The sequence below is a fragment of the Caulobacter sp. P4_E5 genome, from assembly GCF_056401555.1.
In genome coordinates this window covers 1-14304 of the sequence record NZ_JBFUJD010000106.1, presented here as the reverse complement: position 1 = coordinate 14304, position 14304 = coordinate 1, and the positions used below count along the sequence as shown (strand labels likewise).

Genomic DNA, 14304 nt, shown 5'->3' with positions numbered 1-14304 from the left:
GGAGTGGTATTACAAGCCGAACTCGTACGCGGCGGTGAACTTCTTCATCAAGGACGTCAGCAACTTCATCGTCGGCGGCACCCAGCGGCAGACGATCAACGGTGTGATCGACCCGACCACCGGCCAGCCGGCGGTGTTCAGCGTCACCCAACAGGTGAACGGTCCGGAAGCGACCGTGCGCGGCGTCGAACTGGCCTGGCAGCACGTGTTCGGCGACAGCGGCTTCGGCTTCAACGCCAACACGACCCTGGTCAGCACCAACAAGCCCTATGATCGCAAGGACATCTCGCAGAGTGGCTTCGCGATCACCGGCTTGGCGGACTCCGCCAACCTCGTGGCCTTCTATGACAAGAACGGTTTCGAGGCGCGGGTGGCGGTCAACTACCGCAAGGAATATCTGCGCGGCTTTGGCCAGAACCAGAACACGGGCGCGTTCGGTTCCGAACCCACGTTCGAGAACCCGAACCTGCAGATCGACTTCTCGACCAGCTACGCGCTGACGAAGCAGATCAACCTGTTCTTCGAAGCCTTGAACCTCACCAACGAGGTGCAAAGCACGCACGGCCGGTTCGACAACCAACTGCTCGACGTGTTCGCGTACGGCCGTCGCTATACGGCTGGCGCTCGGTTCCGCTTCTAGTCTCTACTCCCCACTGGACTGGGAACGTCGATTTCGGCGTTCCCAGTCGCTTCTTTGCGCCGAGATCATGGTCCGTCCCGTCAAAAACATCGTGGTCGTCGGCGGCGGGACCGCTGGGTGGCTCACCGCCGGCGTGATCGCCGCCAAGCATCGCGCCCGTCAGGCGGGAGGCTTCACCGTCACCTTGGTGGAGTCGCCGACCACGCCGATCATCGGCGTCGGCGAAGGCACCTGGCCCACGCTCCGCACCACCCTGGCCAAGATCGGGGTGTCCGAGACCGACTTCTTCCGCGAGTGCGACGCCGCCTTCAAACAGGGCGCCAAGTTCGCCCGCTGGACCACCGGCGCGCCCGACGACGCCTACTATCATCCGCTGGTGCTGCCGCAGAGCTTTGGCCAGGTGAACCTCGCCGCCCACTGGCTGGCCAGCGGCACGGCGCAGAGCTTCTGCGACGCGGTCTGCCCGCAGGGATTGCTGTGCGACGACGGCCTGGCGCCCAAGACCATCACGGCCCCGCCCTACCAAGGCGCGGCCAACTACGCCTACCACCTCGACGCCGGCAAGTTCGCGCCGTTCCTGCAACGCCACTGCAGCGAAAAGCTGGGCGTGCGCCACGTCCTGGCCGACGTTCGCAACGTCACCCTGACCGAGGATGGCGACATCCAGGGCGTGGTGACCGAGCAGTGCGGCGAGATCCGGGGCGACCTGTTCGTCGACTGCACCGGCTTTCGGTCCTTGCTGCTGGGCGAGGCGCTGGGCGTGAAGTTCCGCGACTGCGGCGACGTGCTGTTCTGCGATACGGCCCTGGCCATCCAGGTCCCACACGAGCGCGAAGACAGCCCCCTGTCGACCCACACGATCTCGACCGCCCAGAGCGCGGGCTGGATCTGGGACATCGGCCTGCCGACCCGTCGCGGCGTCGGCCACGTCTATTCCAGCCGCCACATCTCCGACGAAGACGCCGAGCGCGAGTTGCGCGGCTATATCGGGCCGGCGGTGCGCGACCTGTCGGCGCGCAAGATCTCGATCCGCTCGGGCCACCGCGAGACCTTCTGGAAGGGCAACTGCGTGGCCGTGGGCCTGGCGGCCGGCTTCCTGGAGCCGCTGGAGGCCTCGGCCATCGTCCTGATCGAGCTTTCGGCCAAGCTGATCGCCGAGCAGATGCCCGCCTGCCGGGAAGTGATGGACGTCGTCGCCGCCCGCTTCAACGCCACCACCCACTACCGCTGGGGTCGGATCATCGACTTCCTCAAGCTGCACTACGTGCTGAGCCAGAGATCCGATACCGCGTTCTGGCGCGACAACCGCGCGCCCGAGACCATCCCCGGGCGCCTGTCGGACCTGCTGCGCCTCTGGCGCCATCAGCCGCCCTGGCTGCATGAAGAGTTCGACCGGGTCGAAGAAGTCTTCCCGGCCGCCAGCTACCAGTACGTGCTCTATGGCATGGGCTTCCGGACCGAGATCGAACCGGGCGCCCTGGCCGACGAGGCGGCTCTGGCCCAGCGCGCCTTGCGCGAGAACGCCGTCCAGACCGAGCGGCTGCGCGCCACCCTGCCCCGGCATCGCGACCTGATCCGCAAGATCGTCGAACACGGCCTTCAGCCGGTATGAACCCGCCCAGGTTTTCCCGTCACGCGCGCTGGCGCGGCGTTCTGAGCGCCGCCCTCCTGATCGCGACACCGGCCTTGGCGCAGCTGCCCCCGGCCATCGCCATTCCGCCGATCGCGTCGGCCGACCTGCGCTTCGCCGTCGAGGACGGCGGCCAGGCCTGGCCCGAGGGCGCCCGCGCGGTGGTCGCCCGCGCCGGCCCGTCCCGCTAGCCCGCGCGATCCGCAAAGCCATTCAGATGTCCATTCCCAAGGTGCAAGCGATGTTCAGGTCTTCATGGCGCCGAAGCGGCGCGAGCACTGCGCTCTGCGCGATCCTGGCCCTGGCCGCGCCGTCCGTCGTCCAAGCCGCCCCGCTCGACGCGGCCAAGCCGGCCGGCTCGGCCGCGCGCGCCAAGGCCGACCGCCTCGCCGCCGACCTGGTGGCGAAGATGACGACCGAGGAGAAGCTCGACCAGCTGCTCAACACCGCGCCGGCCATCCCACGCCTGGGCGTGCCCGCCTACAATTGGTGGACAGAGTCGCTGCACGGCGCCCTGGGCGCGCTGCCGACCACCAACTTCCCCGAGCCGATCGGCCTGGCAGCGACCTTCGACACCGGCCTGGTCCAGGACGTCGCCGGGGCGATCGGCGCCGAGGTGCGCGGCCTGCACGGGCTGGCCCGGCAGACCGGACGCCTGGGACGGATCGGGACCGGCCTCGACACCTGGTCGCCCAACATCAACATCTTCCGCGACCCCCGCTGGGGCCGTGGCCAGGAGACCTATGGCGAGGATCCGTTCCTCACCGCGCGGATGGGCGTCGCCTTTGTCCAGGGCGTCCAGGGTCCCGACGCCGACCTGCCCCAGGTCGTGGCCACGCCCAAGCACTTCGCCGTGCACAGCGGTCCGGAATCGACCCGGCACAGCGCCAATGTCTTCGTCTCGCGCCACGACCTCGAGGACACCTATCTGCCCGCGTTCCGCGCCGCGATCACCGAGGGCCGCGCCGGCTCGGTGATGTGCGCCTATAACCGCATCGACGGCCAGCCGGCCTGCGCCAGCGAGCTGCTGCTCAAGGATCACCTGCGCAACGCGTGGGCGTTCAACGGCTACGTCGTTTCTGACTGCGACGCCGTCAAGGACATCGCCGACCACCACAAGTACGCGCCCGACGCGGCCAGCGCCGTCGCCGCGGCGATGCGAGCCGGCGTCGACAACGAATGCAACGGCGCCACCCTCACCGACACTGCCGGCCTGACCCATCCCTACCAGGACGCGTTGGCTCGGGGGCTGATCACCCTCGCCGACGTCGATCAGGCGCTGGTGCGGCTGTTCTCGGCCCGGCTGCGCACCGGCGACTTGCCCGGCGTGCGGCCGTCGGAGACCAGCCCCGCCACGATCGATGCGGTCATGACGCCCCAGCACGAGGCCCTAGCCCTGGCGGCCAGCGAGAAGAGCCTCGTCCTGCTGAAGAACGACGGCCTCCTGCCGTTGCGGCCGAACCTGCGGATCGCGGTGATCGGCCCCCTCGGCGACGCCACCCGCGTCCTGCGCGGCAACTATTCCTCGGCCCTGTCGGCGCCGCCGATCTCGGTGGTGGAGGGCCTCCGCCGCGCCATGCCGTCGGCCAAGGTCGCCTATGCGCCGTTCGGGCCTTCGTTCACCGACGGCGACCGGGTGCCGAGCACGGCGCTGCAGACGCCCGACGGCAAGCCTGGCCTGCTGACGCGCTACTTCAACACGGTCGAGCCGCCCCCGACCCGCTTCGAGCCGGGCGCCTTCGGCCCGGCCGTGGCCAAGATGCGGTTTTCCGACCGGCCCGTGGTGACGCGGGTCGAGACCGACGTGGCCGCCCGCAGCCTCGACCTGGCGGCCGTGTCCGACCACCACAAGGTGGTCTGGACCGGCTATCTCGTCCCGCCCGAAAGCGGGACCTACCGGCTCGGCCTGACCGGGTTCAACGGCGAACTCAAGCTGGACGGCAAGCCGTTCGCGGACCTGCGCAAGGCCGGCTGGGGCAGCCTGCCGACCCTGAAGACCATCCGCCTGGAAAAGGGCCACCGCTATCCGATCGAGGTGGTTTCGGAGTCCCACGCTCTGTCTGGCGTCAGCCTGATCTGGAAGCGCGTCTCGACCGATCCGACCACCGACCTGAAGGCGGCCGCCGCTCAAGCCGACGTGCTGGTCGCCGTCGTCGGCCTGACCTCCGACATGGAGGCCGAGGAAGCGCCGGTCGAAATTCCCGGCTTCAAGGGCGGCGACAAGACCACGCTGGACCTGCCGGCCGACCAGCAGGCGTTGCTGGAGCAGGCCAAGGCGCTGGGCAAGCCGCTCGTCGTGGTGGCCATGAACGGCAGCCCCCTCAACCTGTCCTGGGCCAAGGCCAATGCCGCGGCGATCCTGGAGGCCTGGTATCCGGGCCAGGCGGGCGGCCTGGCGGTCGCCAACGTCCTGTCGGGCAAGACCAACCCATCTGGACGCCTGCCCCTGACCTTCTATCGCACGGTCGACGACCTGCCGCCGTTCGGCGACTACGCCATGGCTGGACGGACCTACCGCTACTTCACTGGCGAGCCGGTCTATCCGTTCGGCTTCGGCCTCAGCTACACGCGGTTCGAGTACGGGCCGGTCAAGATCGAACGCCTCGGCGCGGACGCGAGCCAGGGCTTGCGCGTCACCACCACCGTGCGCAACAGCGGCGCGAGGGTCGGCGACGAGGTCGCCCAGCTCTATCTCAACTTCCCGCAGACGCCGGGCGCGCCGCGCGTGGCTTTGCGAGGCTTCCAGCGCCTGAGCCTCAAGCCGGGCCAGGCGCGCGAGGTGACGTTCACGCTATCGCCGCGCGACCTCAGCTCGGTCACGCCCGAGGGCGATCGCCAGGTGGTCGCCGGGTCCTATCGCGTCACCGTCGGCGGCGGGCAACCTAGCCCCGAGCTCGCCGGTCGCGCCGCCGAGTTCTCCGTCGGAGCCGCGGTGGCCGTGCCTAAATAGCCGAGACCTCAGCGACCACGAACGCCCAAAAGGGCGCAACAACAAGAGGGAGCGAAACAATGGGACACCTCAGCGGTGCGAGACTTCTTCGTCTGGTCCGGCCGGCTTGCGCGCGCCTGGCGGTGGTCGGGGTCGCCATGGCCTGCGCCCTCGCCACGCCCGTCCAGGCGCAGAACGACAAGAAGACGCCGATCCCGATTCCAGCCCAGCCGAACGCGATCGAGCTTGGCACCGGCGTCCTGCCGAACGCACCGAACCCGGAGTCCTGGCACAGCCAGTATGGCTCCGTCTTCGCCCGCAACGTCACCATCGCCACGCTGACGCCGTTCCTGCCGGATCCCGCCAAGGCGACGGGCGCGGCAGTGATCGTCGCGCCCGGCGGCGGCTTTCGCACCCTGTCGATGGAGAACGAGGGCTGGGACACCGCTCGCGCGCTACAGGCCCAGGGCGTGGCCGCCTTCGTGCTCAAATACCGGCTGAACCAGACGCCCGCGGACATGCCGGGCTTCGAACGCTCGATGACCGAAATGTTCTCGGGCGTCGCGCGCGCCCCGCGGCCCAATCCCGAACAGGCGATCGCGGGACTGGCGCCCCAGATCGCCGACTCGCGCGCGGCCTTCGCGCTGGTGCGCAAGCGCGCGGCCGAATGGCGGGTCGATCCTGATCGCATCGGCATGGTCGGCTTCTCAGCCGGCGCCATGCTGACCATGGCCACCACCCTGGCCGGCCAGGACGCCAAGCCGGCCTTCATCGGCATCATCTACGGCTCCCTCGCCCCGGTGACGCCGCCGGCCGACGCGCCGCCGATGTTCGTCGCACTGGCGGCCGACGATCCGTTCTTCGTCAATAGCGGCTTTGGCCTGATCGACAGCTGGCGGACGGCCAAGCGCCCGGTCGAGTTCCACCTCTATGAGCAGGGCGGGCACGGCTTCGGCATGTATCCGAAGCCGACCACCAGCACGGGCTGGTTCGACGCCTTCTCGCGCTGGATCGGCATGCACGGCATGCTGAGCCCTCGCCCTCGCTAGGGCCGGCGTTGGACCTTGCCCGCGTTGCCCGCGAAAGCTAGAGCCAGAGGCCCTAGTTTCGAAGGTCTCGCCATGTCCGACCGCAAGTACACCGCGCCGGCCCTGGAAAAGGGCCTCGACATTCTCGACCTCCTGGCCGGGCATGGTCAGGCCATGACGCTGTCCCAGATCTCGGTGGCGCTGGGAAAGTCGGTCGGCGAGATCTTCCGGATGATCCACGTCCTGGAGTTCAAGGGCTTCATCGAGACGGTCCCCGGCGCGGAAGGCTATGAGCTGACGAACCGGCTGTTCCGGCTGGGCATGGCGCGCGCGCCCGTCAAGACCTTGCTGGAAGCCGCGCTGCCGCTGATGCGCGACCTGGCCGCGCGGGTCGAGCAATCCTGCCATCTAGCCCAGGCGTCGCGCGAACAGATCGTCGTCGTCGCCCGGATCGAGAACCCCGGCTACTATGGCTACTCGGTGCGCACCGGCCATCGCCGCGACATCGTGGCGGCGACCTCGGGCATGGTGCTCTACGCCTTCCAGCCGCCGTCGGTCCAAACGCTTTGGCGTGAGGTGATCTTCAAGGACATTTCCCCGTCGGAACAGGCCGCGTTCCTGGCCGATGCCGAGCAGGTCGCCCGACAGGGCTATTGGCGGGCCGAGAGCGATCTGGTGCCCAACATCATCGACCTCTCCTCGCCGATCGTGGCCGACGGAACCGCGATCGCGGCCTTAACCATGCCCTATCTCTACAAGCGCGGCGCGCGGCCGATCGACGAGACCATCCTGGAGGTCCAGGCCACCGCCGCGGCGATCTCGGGCGAGATCCAAGGCGTCACCTAGCGGAAGGTTTTCGCGGCGGCCGCGAGCAACAGGAACGGCACGACGCTTGGCGCCGAACGGCGCATCTTCAGCATCACCTCCTCCTGATCCGCGCCAATGTGGGCTAGGGTCGCCGAGTTCCTTTCCGACGAGTCCCAGCCCGCCATGATCACCGCGTTCACCCGCCGCGCCTTCACCGCCTCGCTGGCCACCCTGCCGACCCTAGCCCACGCAGCGCGCGGCGCGACAGGTCCCGTGGTCGGCCGCGTCGAACGGCTGGATCCGGCCCTGGACGCCCTGATCGACGCTAACGCGCCGGTCGAGACGGTCCTCGACGGCTTCACCTGGAGCGAAGGCCCCGTCTGGGTCGGCGGCCGGTCCGGCTATCTGCTCGCCTCCGACGTGCCGGGGAACCGCATCATGCGGTGGTCGCCCGCCACCGGCGGCGAGGTCTGGCTCACGCCGTCGGGTCGCGGCGACGCCAACCCGATCAGCGCGCGCGAGGCGGGAACCAACGGCCTGATCGTCGCGCGCGGCGGTCTCGTCGCGGCCGACAGCGGCAACCGTTGCCTGGCTCGCATCGACCTGGCGACGCGGCGCAAGACCGTGCTGTGCGCCCAATTCGAGGGTCGGCGCTTTAACAGCCCCAACGACCTGGTTCTGGCTCCCGACGGCGCGATCTACTTCACCGATCCGCCCTGGGGCCTGAAGGGGGCCTGGGACTCGCCCTATCGCGAGATGGACTATTTCGGCGTCTTCCGCCTTGCGCCCGACGGCGAGGTCAGCTTGGTCGACAAGACCCTGCAGCCCAACGGCATCGGCCTGTCGCCGGACGGCCGCACGCTCTACGTCACCGACCGCGACACCGGCTGGGTCGCCTTCGCCCTCGACGCCAAGGGCCGCCCGACGAACCGGCGGATGTTCGTCGACCGCAGCGCCGGGATCCAGGGCGGCGACGGCCTGAAGGTCGACCGCAAGGGCAATGTCTGGGCGTCCAGTAAGGACGGGATCTCGATCTTCGCGTCGGACGGACGTCGCCTGGGCGTGATCCGCGCCGACGACGTCATCTCCAATTGCGCGTTCGGGGCCGACGGCTTCCTCTACATGTCGTCGAATAAGCGCCTGGTGCGCGCACGGCTGCGGCGAGGCTAGGCTCCAGCGGCGGCCTAGCCCCGTCCGCGAGCCCGTTTATTCGGCCGCGATCGAGGCGCGCAGACGGGCGGCGACGTCGCCCAGCGTAATGGCTCCAAGGGAGTCATTGACCTCGAGTACGCCCTGGCCGTGCTGCTGTGACAGATTGCCGGTGAAGTCGGTCAGGGCGGTGATGTGTTGGGCCAGCAGGTCGACGGTGTGCAGCTCCTGCATTACCGACAGACGATGCTCGTCAGGCACGACGTCGAGGATCTTGCCCAGCGCCACATCCAGATGCCCACACGCCACCGCGGCGAACGACATCTCGGCCGAGATCGCCTTCAGCACCGTCTCAACGCTCGCGGGCGCCAATTTATCCGACATTACTTCCCCCTGATTCCAGGGGGAGAGGTCAGCACGCGCGGTACGGCGACCGCAAGGCCTTGATTTGTGCGGCGAATTATCGCGCCGGAGAACAGCGCGCCGTCAGAGACAACGTCAGATGGCGGTGCGGCGGAGAAGCTCGTCGCGGCGGTCGGCCATCTCCTGGCGCGTGCGCTCCAGCGCGTCGCGCTCGGCCATCGACAGCAAGGCCTCGACGGTGCGGTTCAGGTGCTCGTGGATCACCCGCCGCGCGTCCTTGGGATCACGGTTGCGCAAGCTGGCGACGATGCGGCGGTGATCCTCGGCGAAGGCCTCGGGATCGGCCAAGCGCACGCGGCGCAGCTGGGCGCCGCAGTCGGCGAACTGCCGGCGCAGGGTCCAGATTTCCTCGACCGCGGCGACGATGGCGGCGTTGCGGGTGGCGTGGGCCACGGCCAGGTGGAAGTCGTGCTCCAGCCGCTCACCGTCTTCGGTTCCGGCCAGGTTAGCCAGCTCGCGGACCATTCGCTCCAGGGCCGTGATCTGCTCGTCGCTGACGGCGGCGGCGGCCAGGGCGCAGGCCTCGCCCTCGAACAGGCGGCGGGCCTCGGTCAGTTCCAGGGCGCTGACCTCGGCCTCGGTCGCATCGTCCTCGGGCTTGCCCCGCGACATGACATAGACGCCCGAGCCTTGACGAGCCTCAACCAAGCCTTGGAATTCCAGGGCGATCATCGCGTCGCGGATCGTCGGTCGACTGACGCCGAACGAGTCGGCCAGACCCCGCTCGGACGGCAGGCGGTCGCCGGGGACATAGCGCCCCTCGGCGATCGAGGCCGCGATCGAACGGGCCACCTGCTGGTAGAGCTTCTGGGGATCAGGCGCGCCGCGCATCGAAACTCACTCTGGATTCTGCGACTCCATCTTAGCGCTTGGCTGCACCTTGGGAAGGCGAGCCCGAAACTTGGCCAAGCTTGCGCACCTCGCTGGCCGCCAACAGGAAGGCGCCGACGCCATAGAGCTGGGTATCGTCGGGCCCCACCTGGTCCGGCGCGGCGCCGACGCGCTGCACCCAGCCCAGGCGCCCGTCAGGCTCGATCGCCGCGTCCAAGGCCTTCCAACCCTTGTCGATGACCGGACCATACTTGGCGCGCGGCAGCAGGCCGTGGTTCACGCCCCAGGCCAGGCCATAGACGAAGAAGCCCGTGCCGCTGGTCTCCGGCGTCTTCTGCGGCTCCAGCAGCGAGACGGGCCAATAGCCCTGCTCGCCCTGCAGCGGCGCGATCCGCGCGGCCATCTGCTTGAACACCGCCTCGTACCTCGGTCGGCTGGGATGGTTGGCCGGCAGGTCCTGCAGGATCCGGGCGATGCCCGCGAAGGCCCAGCCGTTGCCTCGGCCCCAGAAGATCTTGGCGCCCGCGTCGCTGCGTTGGGCGATGAAGCGGCTGTCGCGGAAATAGAGATGGTCGGTCTTGTCGAACAGATAGTCGTGAGTGGCCCAGAACTCGCTGTCGGCATGGGCCAGATAGCGCTTGTCGCCGGAGACCTTGCTCAGCGAGGTCCAGACCGGGGGCGCCATGAAGATCGCGTCGCTCCAACACCAGCGGACTTGGCAATAGGGCGGGCCCTTGCTCGGCTTCAACGAGAAGTCCAGCGAGACCTTGGACGGATCGGCCAGCACCGCGTCGAAGCGGGCGCGGATCGGCGTCAGCTTGCTGGGATCCTTGGTGCGCTCGGCGGCCCAGACCCAGACCGCACCGGTGGCGTCGGCGTCGGCGTGGCGCGGCCGGTGGTCGAAGCCCCAGCCCTCGGCCTCGCCGTGCTTGAGGACGGCGTTGGTCAGGTACGGATCCTGGGTGGCGTCGGCGAAGGTGTAGAGGCCGACGTAGAACGCCGCCTGGATCCAGTCGCGGGGCGCCTCAGTGTCCTTGCGGAACTGGCTGACCGGCACGTAGTCGAAATTGTCCATGTGGGTCAGCTGCCAGGCCGCGACCTTGCGGCCGGCGGCGTCGATCGCCGAGACGGGGACGCCGACGACAGCCCGCTTGGGCGCGGCCAGCGCCGGCGCGGCGGTTCCAGTCAGGATGGCGAGGGCGGCGGCCGCCTTCAGGAGGGTCTTGAGGGTCATTCGTATGGCTCTCTTGCTTCTCAGGCGCCCGGCCCGAGGTCGGACACGGCCAGGACGTCCATGTCGTCGAACTCGAGGTTCTCGCCGCCCATGGACCAGACAAAACTGTAGTTGGCGGTGCCGACGCCGCTGTGGATCGACCAGCTGGGCGAGAACACCGCCTCGCCATCGTCCATGAACACCGCGCGCGGTTCGGACGGGTCGCCCATCAGATGCATGACCCGGCCGGGCGCGGCGTCGAAATACATGTAGATCTCGCTGCGCCGGCGATGGGTGTGGGGCGGCATGGTGTTCCAGACATTGCCCGCCTCCAGCTCGGTGAAGCCCATCACCAGCTGGCAGGTCTCGACGATGCCCGGGCGGATGCTCTGGCGGATCACCCGGCGGTTGGCGGTATGGGCCTCGCCGGCGAAGATCGTCCGGGCCTCGTCGCGCCGCACCCGCTTGCTGGGATGGCTGGTGTGGGCCGGATAGCTGACGAAATAGAAGCGCGCCGGTTCGGCCGCGTCGTCGCTGGCGAAGCTGACAGTCTCGACGCCCCGGCCGATATAGAGGCTGTCGTGACGGACCAGGTCGAAGCGCTGGCCATCCACGGTCACCGAGCCCGGGCCGCCGATGTTGATCACCCCGACCTCGCGGCGCTCGCAGAAGAACCGCGAGGCCAGCTCCTTGTGGGTCGGCAACAGCAGCGGCGCGCCGACGGGCGTGGCCGAGCCGACCACCGCCCGCTCGATCTCCAGATAGCTGAGCCCCAGCTCGCCGGGTCGGAACAGGCTGCCGATGACGAAGGTGTCGCGCAGCTCGCGCACCGTCATCCGACTCATGCCGGCGCGGTCGGTGCTCTCGCGATAATCCATCTGCACGGTCATCGGCGGATACGGGTCCGTCGCTCGCCGGCCATCGATCCTGTCGGCGATCGCTCGCTGATACGCATCCGCCCCTCCCCTGCTCATCGCGGCTTCTAAATTGACATTACCAATCTGGAGACCAAACCGTAAAGCCCGAACAGAGGCTTGCGCCCTTGGCCAATGCCGCCCTTCAAATGGACGCGCTTCCATCGCGACATGGTAGAGCGAAAATCCCAGCGCCCAGGCCGCACGGCGCCGTATAACGCCGCTACTTGACAAGTGGCCTGACCATACTTCATCRGTTGGGCATACCAATCGCCGCCGGCATTGAACCGGCGAGCATTTAGCGCGGGGAAGGCCAGGCCATGACCAACATTCGATTCTTGCTGCTCGCTTCAACGGCCGCGGCCGTGATGGCCGCCACGCCCGGCGCCGCCGCGGCCCAGGCTCAGGCCACAGACTCGGCCCAGCTCGAGGAGATCATCGTCACCTCGACCAAGCGCGCCGAGCGCCTGCAGGACGTGCCCGTCTCGGTCACCGCCGTCACCGCCGACGTGCTGGAGCGCAACAACGTCCGCGAACTCGGCGACCTGGTGAAGCTGTCGCCGGGCCTGGTGATCAACTACGGCAGCCAGCCGGGCAATTTCAGCATCAACATGCGCGGCATCGGCACCTTCTCGAACGGCATCGCCGTCGAGTCGGACGTGGCGGTGGTGATCGACGACGTGCCGGTCGGGTTCCAGGCCGCCGCCTTCAAGGACCTGATCGACGTCGAGCGGGTCGAGGTCCTGCGCGGCCCGCAGAGCACCCTGTTCGGCAAGAGCGCCATCGCCGGCGTGCTGAACATCGCCACCGCCGCCCCGACCCGCGAATTCTCGGGCAAGGGCATGCTGCTGGTCACCGACGATGGCGAGAAGCGGATCGGCTTCACCGTCTCGGGCCCGGTCAAGGACGACCTGCTGCTGCGCGTGACGGTCGCCAAGAGCGACTACGACGGCAACGTCAAGAACCTGACTACCGGCAAGAACGTCAACGGCAGCGCCGGCTTCACCGCCACGGCCAAGCTGGTCTGGACGCCGACCGAGAACCTGACCCTCAGCATCGCGCCGCGCTATAATCACAACGTCTCGACCTGCTGCACCAGCCCGATCACCGAACTGACGCCGGGCCTGCTCTATCAGGGCGAGCCCGCCTTCCCGGCCAGCCTGACCCTGCGCGGGATCACGATCGACAAGAACAACCACTTCGTCCGCGCCGACGACCGCATCGGCGGCGGCAATTCGGATGTCTTCGGCACGACCGCCCGCATCGACTACGACTTCGGCGACGGCTCGTTCCTGAAGGGCCACACCCTATCGTCGATCACCTCGCACGATCGCTGGAAGATGGTCGACTTCCAGGACATCGACGGCACCGACCAGCCGTTCCTGCTGGGCTTCCCCGTGGCCAGCCCGTCAGGCGTCAATAGCGGCGCCCACATCGACGGCTATTTCCACGCCGACTCGTGGACGCAGGAATTGCGGCTGGTCTCGCCTGGCCAGAGCCGCTTCCGCTACGTGGCTGGCCTCTGGTACGCCAAGAACGATCTTGACCGCTATCTGAACCGCGGCCCCGTGCTGCAGCTGGCCCGCTACCTGGCCGAAAGCACCAACGAGAACTATTCGGCCTTCGCCAACGCCACCCTGGACCTGACCGACAAGCTCAGCGTCACCGGCGGCGCGCGCGTGAACCGCCAGAAGATCAGCTATCGCTTCGACAAGACGATCTTCGCCAGCACCGCCCCCGGCGCGGCGACCAGCCACCTGCTGTTCGGCAAGTCCGACCAGGACGACGCCGTCACCGGCAAGATCGGCGTGCAGTACAAGATCACGCCGGACATCATGACGTTCGCGACCTTCTCGACTGGCTACAAGGGCCAGGCCTATGACCTGGTCAGCACGTTCGACGCGCGGATCGCCGCCCAGATGCCGGTGCCGCCCGAGACGGCCAAGAACTACGAACTGGGCTTCAAGAGCAGCCTGCTGGACCGCCGTGTCTACTTCAACGCCACCGTCTTCCGGGCCGACTACAAGGGCTTCCAGACCTCGGTGACGTCGTTCCTGCCGGATGGCACCTTTCTGACCTTCCTCAACAGCGTCGGCCAGCTGCGCACCCAGGGCCTCGAGCTGGACGGCGTGGCGCGCCTGACCTCGAACCTGCGCATCAACGGCGCCTTCGCCTATACCGACGCCAAGGTCGTCGATTTCCCGAACGGCCCCTGCAACAACAGCCAGCCGGCCACTGCCGACTTGCCCTTGAAGCCTGCTGGCTACGTCGGCGCGCCGGGCGAGTGCTATCGCACCGCGACCACCAACGGCCGGGTGCAGAACCTCGCCGGCAAGCGGCTGAACAACACGCCGAAGTTCAAGTTCAACATCGGCGGCCAATACGACATCGATCTGCCGGGCATGCCGTTCAAGGGCTTCGTCGGCGCGACCTATCGCTGGCAGGACGACGTGAACTTCTCGCTCAGCCAGGATCCGCGTACGATTCAGAAGGCTTACGGCGTCGTCGACCTGAAGCTGGGAATCGCCGACCTGAAGGACCGCTACAAGGTCTCGGTCTTCGCCAACAACCTGTTCGACAAGCGCTACGCCCAAGGCATCGGCAACGGCACTTCGGGCTACAGCAACCCGGCCATCCCGACGGCGCTGGGCCGCACCTGGCTCCCCGGCCGCGACGCCTTCCGCTACTTCGGCGCCCGCCTGGACGTGAACTTCTAGAGCGCAGCGCCCTCCCCTAGACC

12 protein-coding genes and 1 pseudogene are annotated in these 14304 nt (G+C 68.2%); 8 read left to right on the top strand and 5 right to left on the bottom strand.

Annotated elements, in window-relative coordinates; genetic code table 11:
* The 6 genes and pseudogenes from AC1DSO_RS22720 to AC1DSO_RS22695 form a co-directional block, all read left to right on the top strand.
* Window positions 1–640, top strand: a pseudogene (locus tag AC1DSO_RS22720) (TonB-dependent receptor); the annotation flags it as partial.
* 67 nt (window positions 641–707) lie between these two features.
* Window positions 708–2252 carry a tryptophan halogenase family protein gene (locus AC1DSO_RS22715; RefSeq protein ID WP_477070975.1) on the top strand — a complete coding sequence of 515 codons (1545 nt, stop codon included), beginning with the start codon at window positions 708–710 and terminating at the stop codon, window positions 2250–2252.
* Between the two features lie 74 nt (window positions 2253–2326).
* Window positions 2327–2461 (top strand): hypothetical protein, encoded by a 135-nt coding sequence (locus AC1DSO_RS22710; RefSeq protein ID WP_477070974.1) that lies wholly within the window; start codon window positions 2327–2329, stop codon window positions 2459–2461.
* Window positions 2462–2487: 26 nt separating this feature from the next.
* Window positions 2488–5220: a glycoside hydrolase family 3 protein gene (locus tag AC1DSO_RS22705; RefSeq protein WP_477070973.1), complete on the top strand. Its 2733-nt coding sequence runs from the start codon at window positions 2488–2490 to the stop codon at window positions 5218–5220.
* A 59-nt stretch (window positions 5221–5279) separates the two neighbouring features.
* Window positions 5280–6248 carry an alpha/beta hydrolase gene (locus tag AC1DSO_RS22700; RefSeq protein WP_477070972.1) on the top strand — a complete coding sequence of 323 codons (969 nt, stop codon included), beginning with the start codon at window positions 5280–5282 and terminating at the stop codon, window positions 6246–6248.
* Window positions 6249–6320: 72 nt separating this feature from the next.
* Window positions 6321–7073: an IclR family transcriptional regulator gene (locus AC1DSO_RS22695; RefSeq protein WP_477070971.1), complete on the top strand. Its 753-nt coding sequence runs from the start codon at window positions 6321–6323 to the stop codon at window positions 7071–7073.
* Here the strand turns inward: AC1DSO_RS22695 and AC1DSO_RS22690 are convergent.
* Window positions 7070–7234 (bottom strand): hypothetical protein, encoded by a 165-nt coding sequence (locus AC1DSO_RS22690; protein ID WP_477070970.1) that lies wholly within the window; start codon window positions 7232–7234, stop codon window positions 7070–7072. The two genes, AC1DSO_RS22695 and AC1DSO_RS22690, sit on opposite strands and share 4 nt — an antisense overlap.
* On the opposite strand from AC1DSO_RS22690, the gene AC1DSO_RS22685 reads away from it, so the two are divergent.
* On the top strand, window positions 7218–8204 hold the full coding sequence (locus AC1DSO_RS22685) for an SMP-30/gluconolactonase/LRE family protein (protein WP_477070969.1): 987 nt from the start codon (window positions 7218–7220) through the stop codon (window positions 8202–8204). The genes AC1DSO_RS22690 and AC1DSO_RS22685 overlap by 17 nt on opposite strands.
* A gap of 36 nt (window positions 8205–8240) precedes the next feature.
* On the opposite strand, the gene AC1DSO_RS22680 is transcribed toward AC1DSO_RS22685, so the two are convergent.
* From AC1DSO_RS22680 to kduI, 4 genes are all read right to left on the bottom strand, one after another.
* Complete coding sequence (locus AC1DSO_RS22680; RefSeq protein WP_477070968.1) at window positions 8241–8567, bottom strand: hypothetical protein; 327 nt, start codon at window positions 8565–8567, stop codon at window positions 8241–8243.
* A gap of 114 nt (window positions 8568–8681) precedes the next feature.
* Window positions 8682–9437 carry a FadR/GntR family transcriptional regulator gene (locus AC1DSO_RS22675; RefSeq protein WP_477070967.1) on the bottom strand — a complete coding sequence of 252 codons (756 nt, stop codon included), beginning with the start codon at window positions 9435–9437 and terminating at the stop codon, window positions 8682–8684.
* Between the two features lie 31 nt (window positions 9438–9468).
* Complete coding sequence (locus AC1DSO_RS22670; protein ID WP_477070966.1) at window positions 9469–10671, bottom strand: glycoside hydrolase family 88/105 protein; 1203 nt, start codon at window positions 10669–10671, stop codon at window positions 9469–9471.
* 20 nt (window positions 10672–10691) lie between these two features.
* Window positions 10692–11540 (bottom strand): 5-dehydro-4-deoxy-D-glucuronate isomerase, encoded by an 849-nt coding sequence (gene kduI / locus AC1DSO_RS22665; RefSeq protein WP_477070965.1) that lies wholly within the window; start codon window positions 11538–11540, stop codon window positions 10692–10694.
* A gap of 344 nt (window positions 11541–11884) precedes the next feature.
* Between kduI and AC1DSO_RS22660 the strand changes: the two genes are divergently transcribed.
* Window positions 11885–14281, top strand: a complete 2397-nt coding sequence (locus tag AC1DSO_RS22660; RefSeq protein WP_477070964.1) for a TonB-dependent receptor — start codon at window positions 11885–11887, stop codon at window positions 14279–14281.
* Window positions 14282–14304 lie beyond the last annotated feature (23 nt).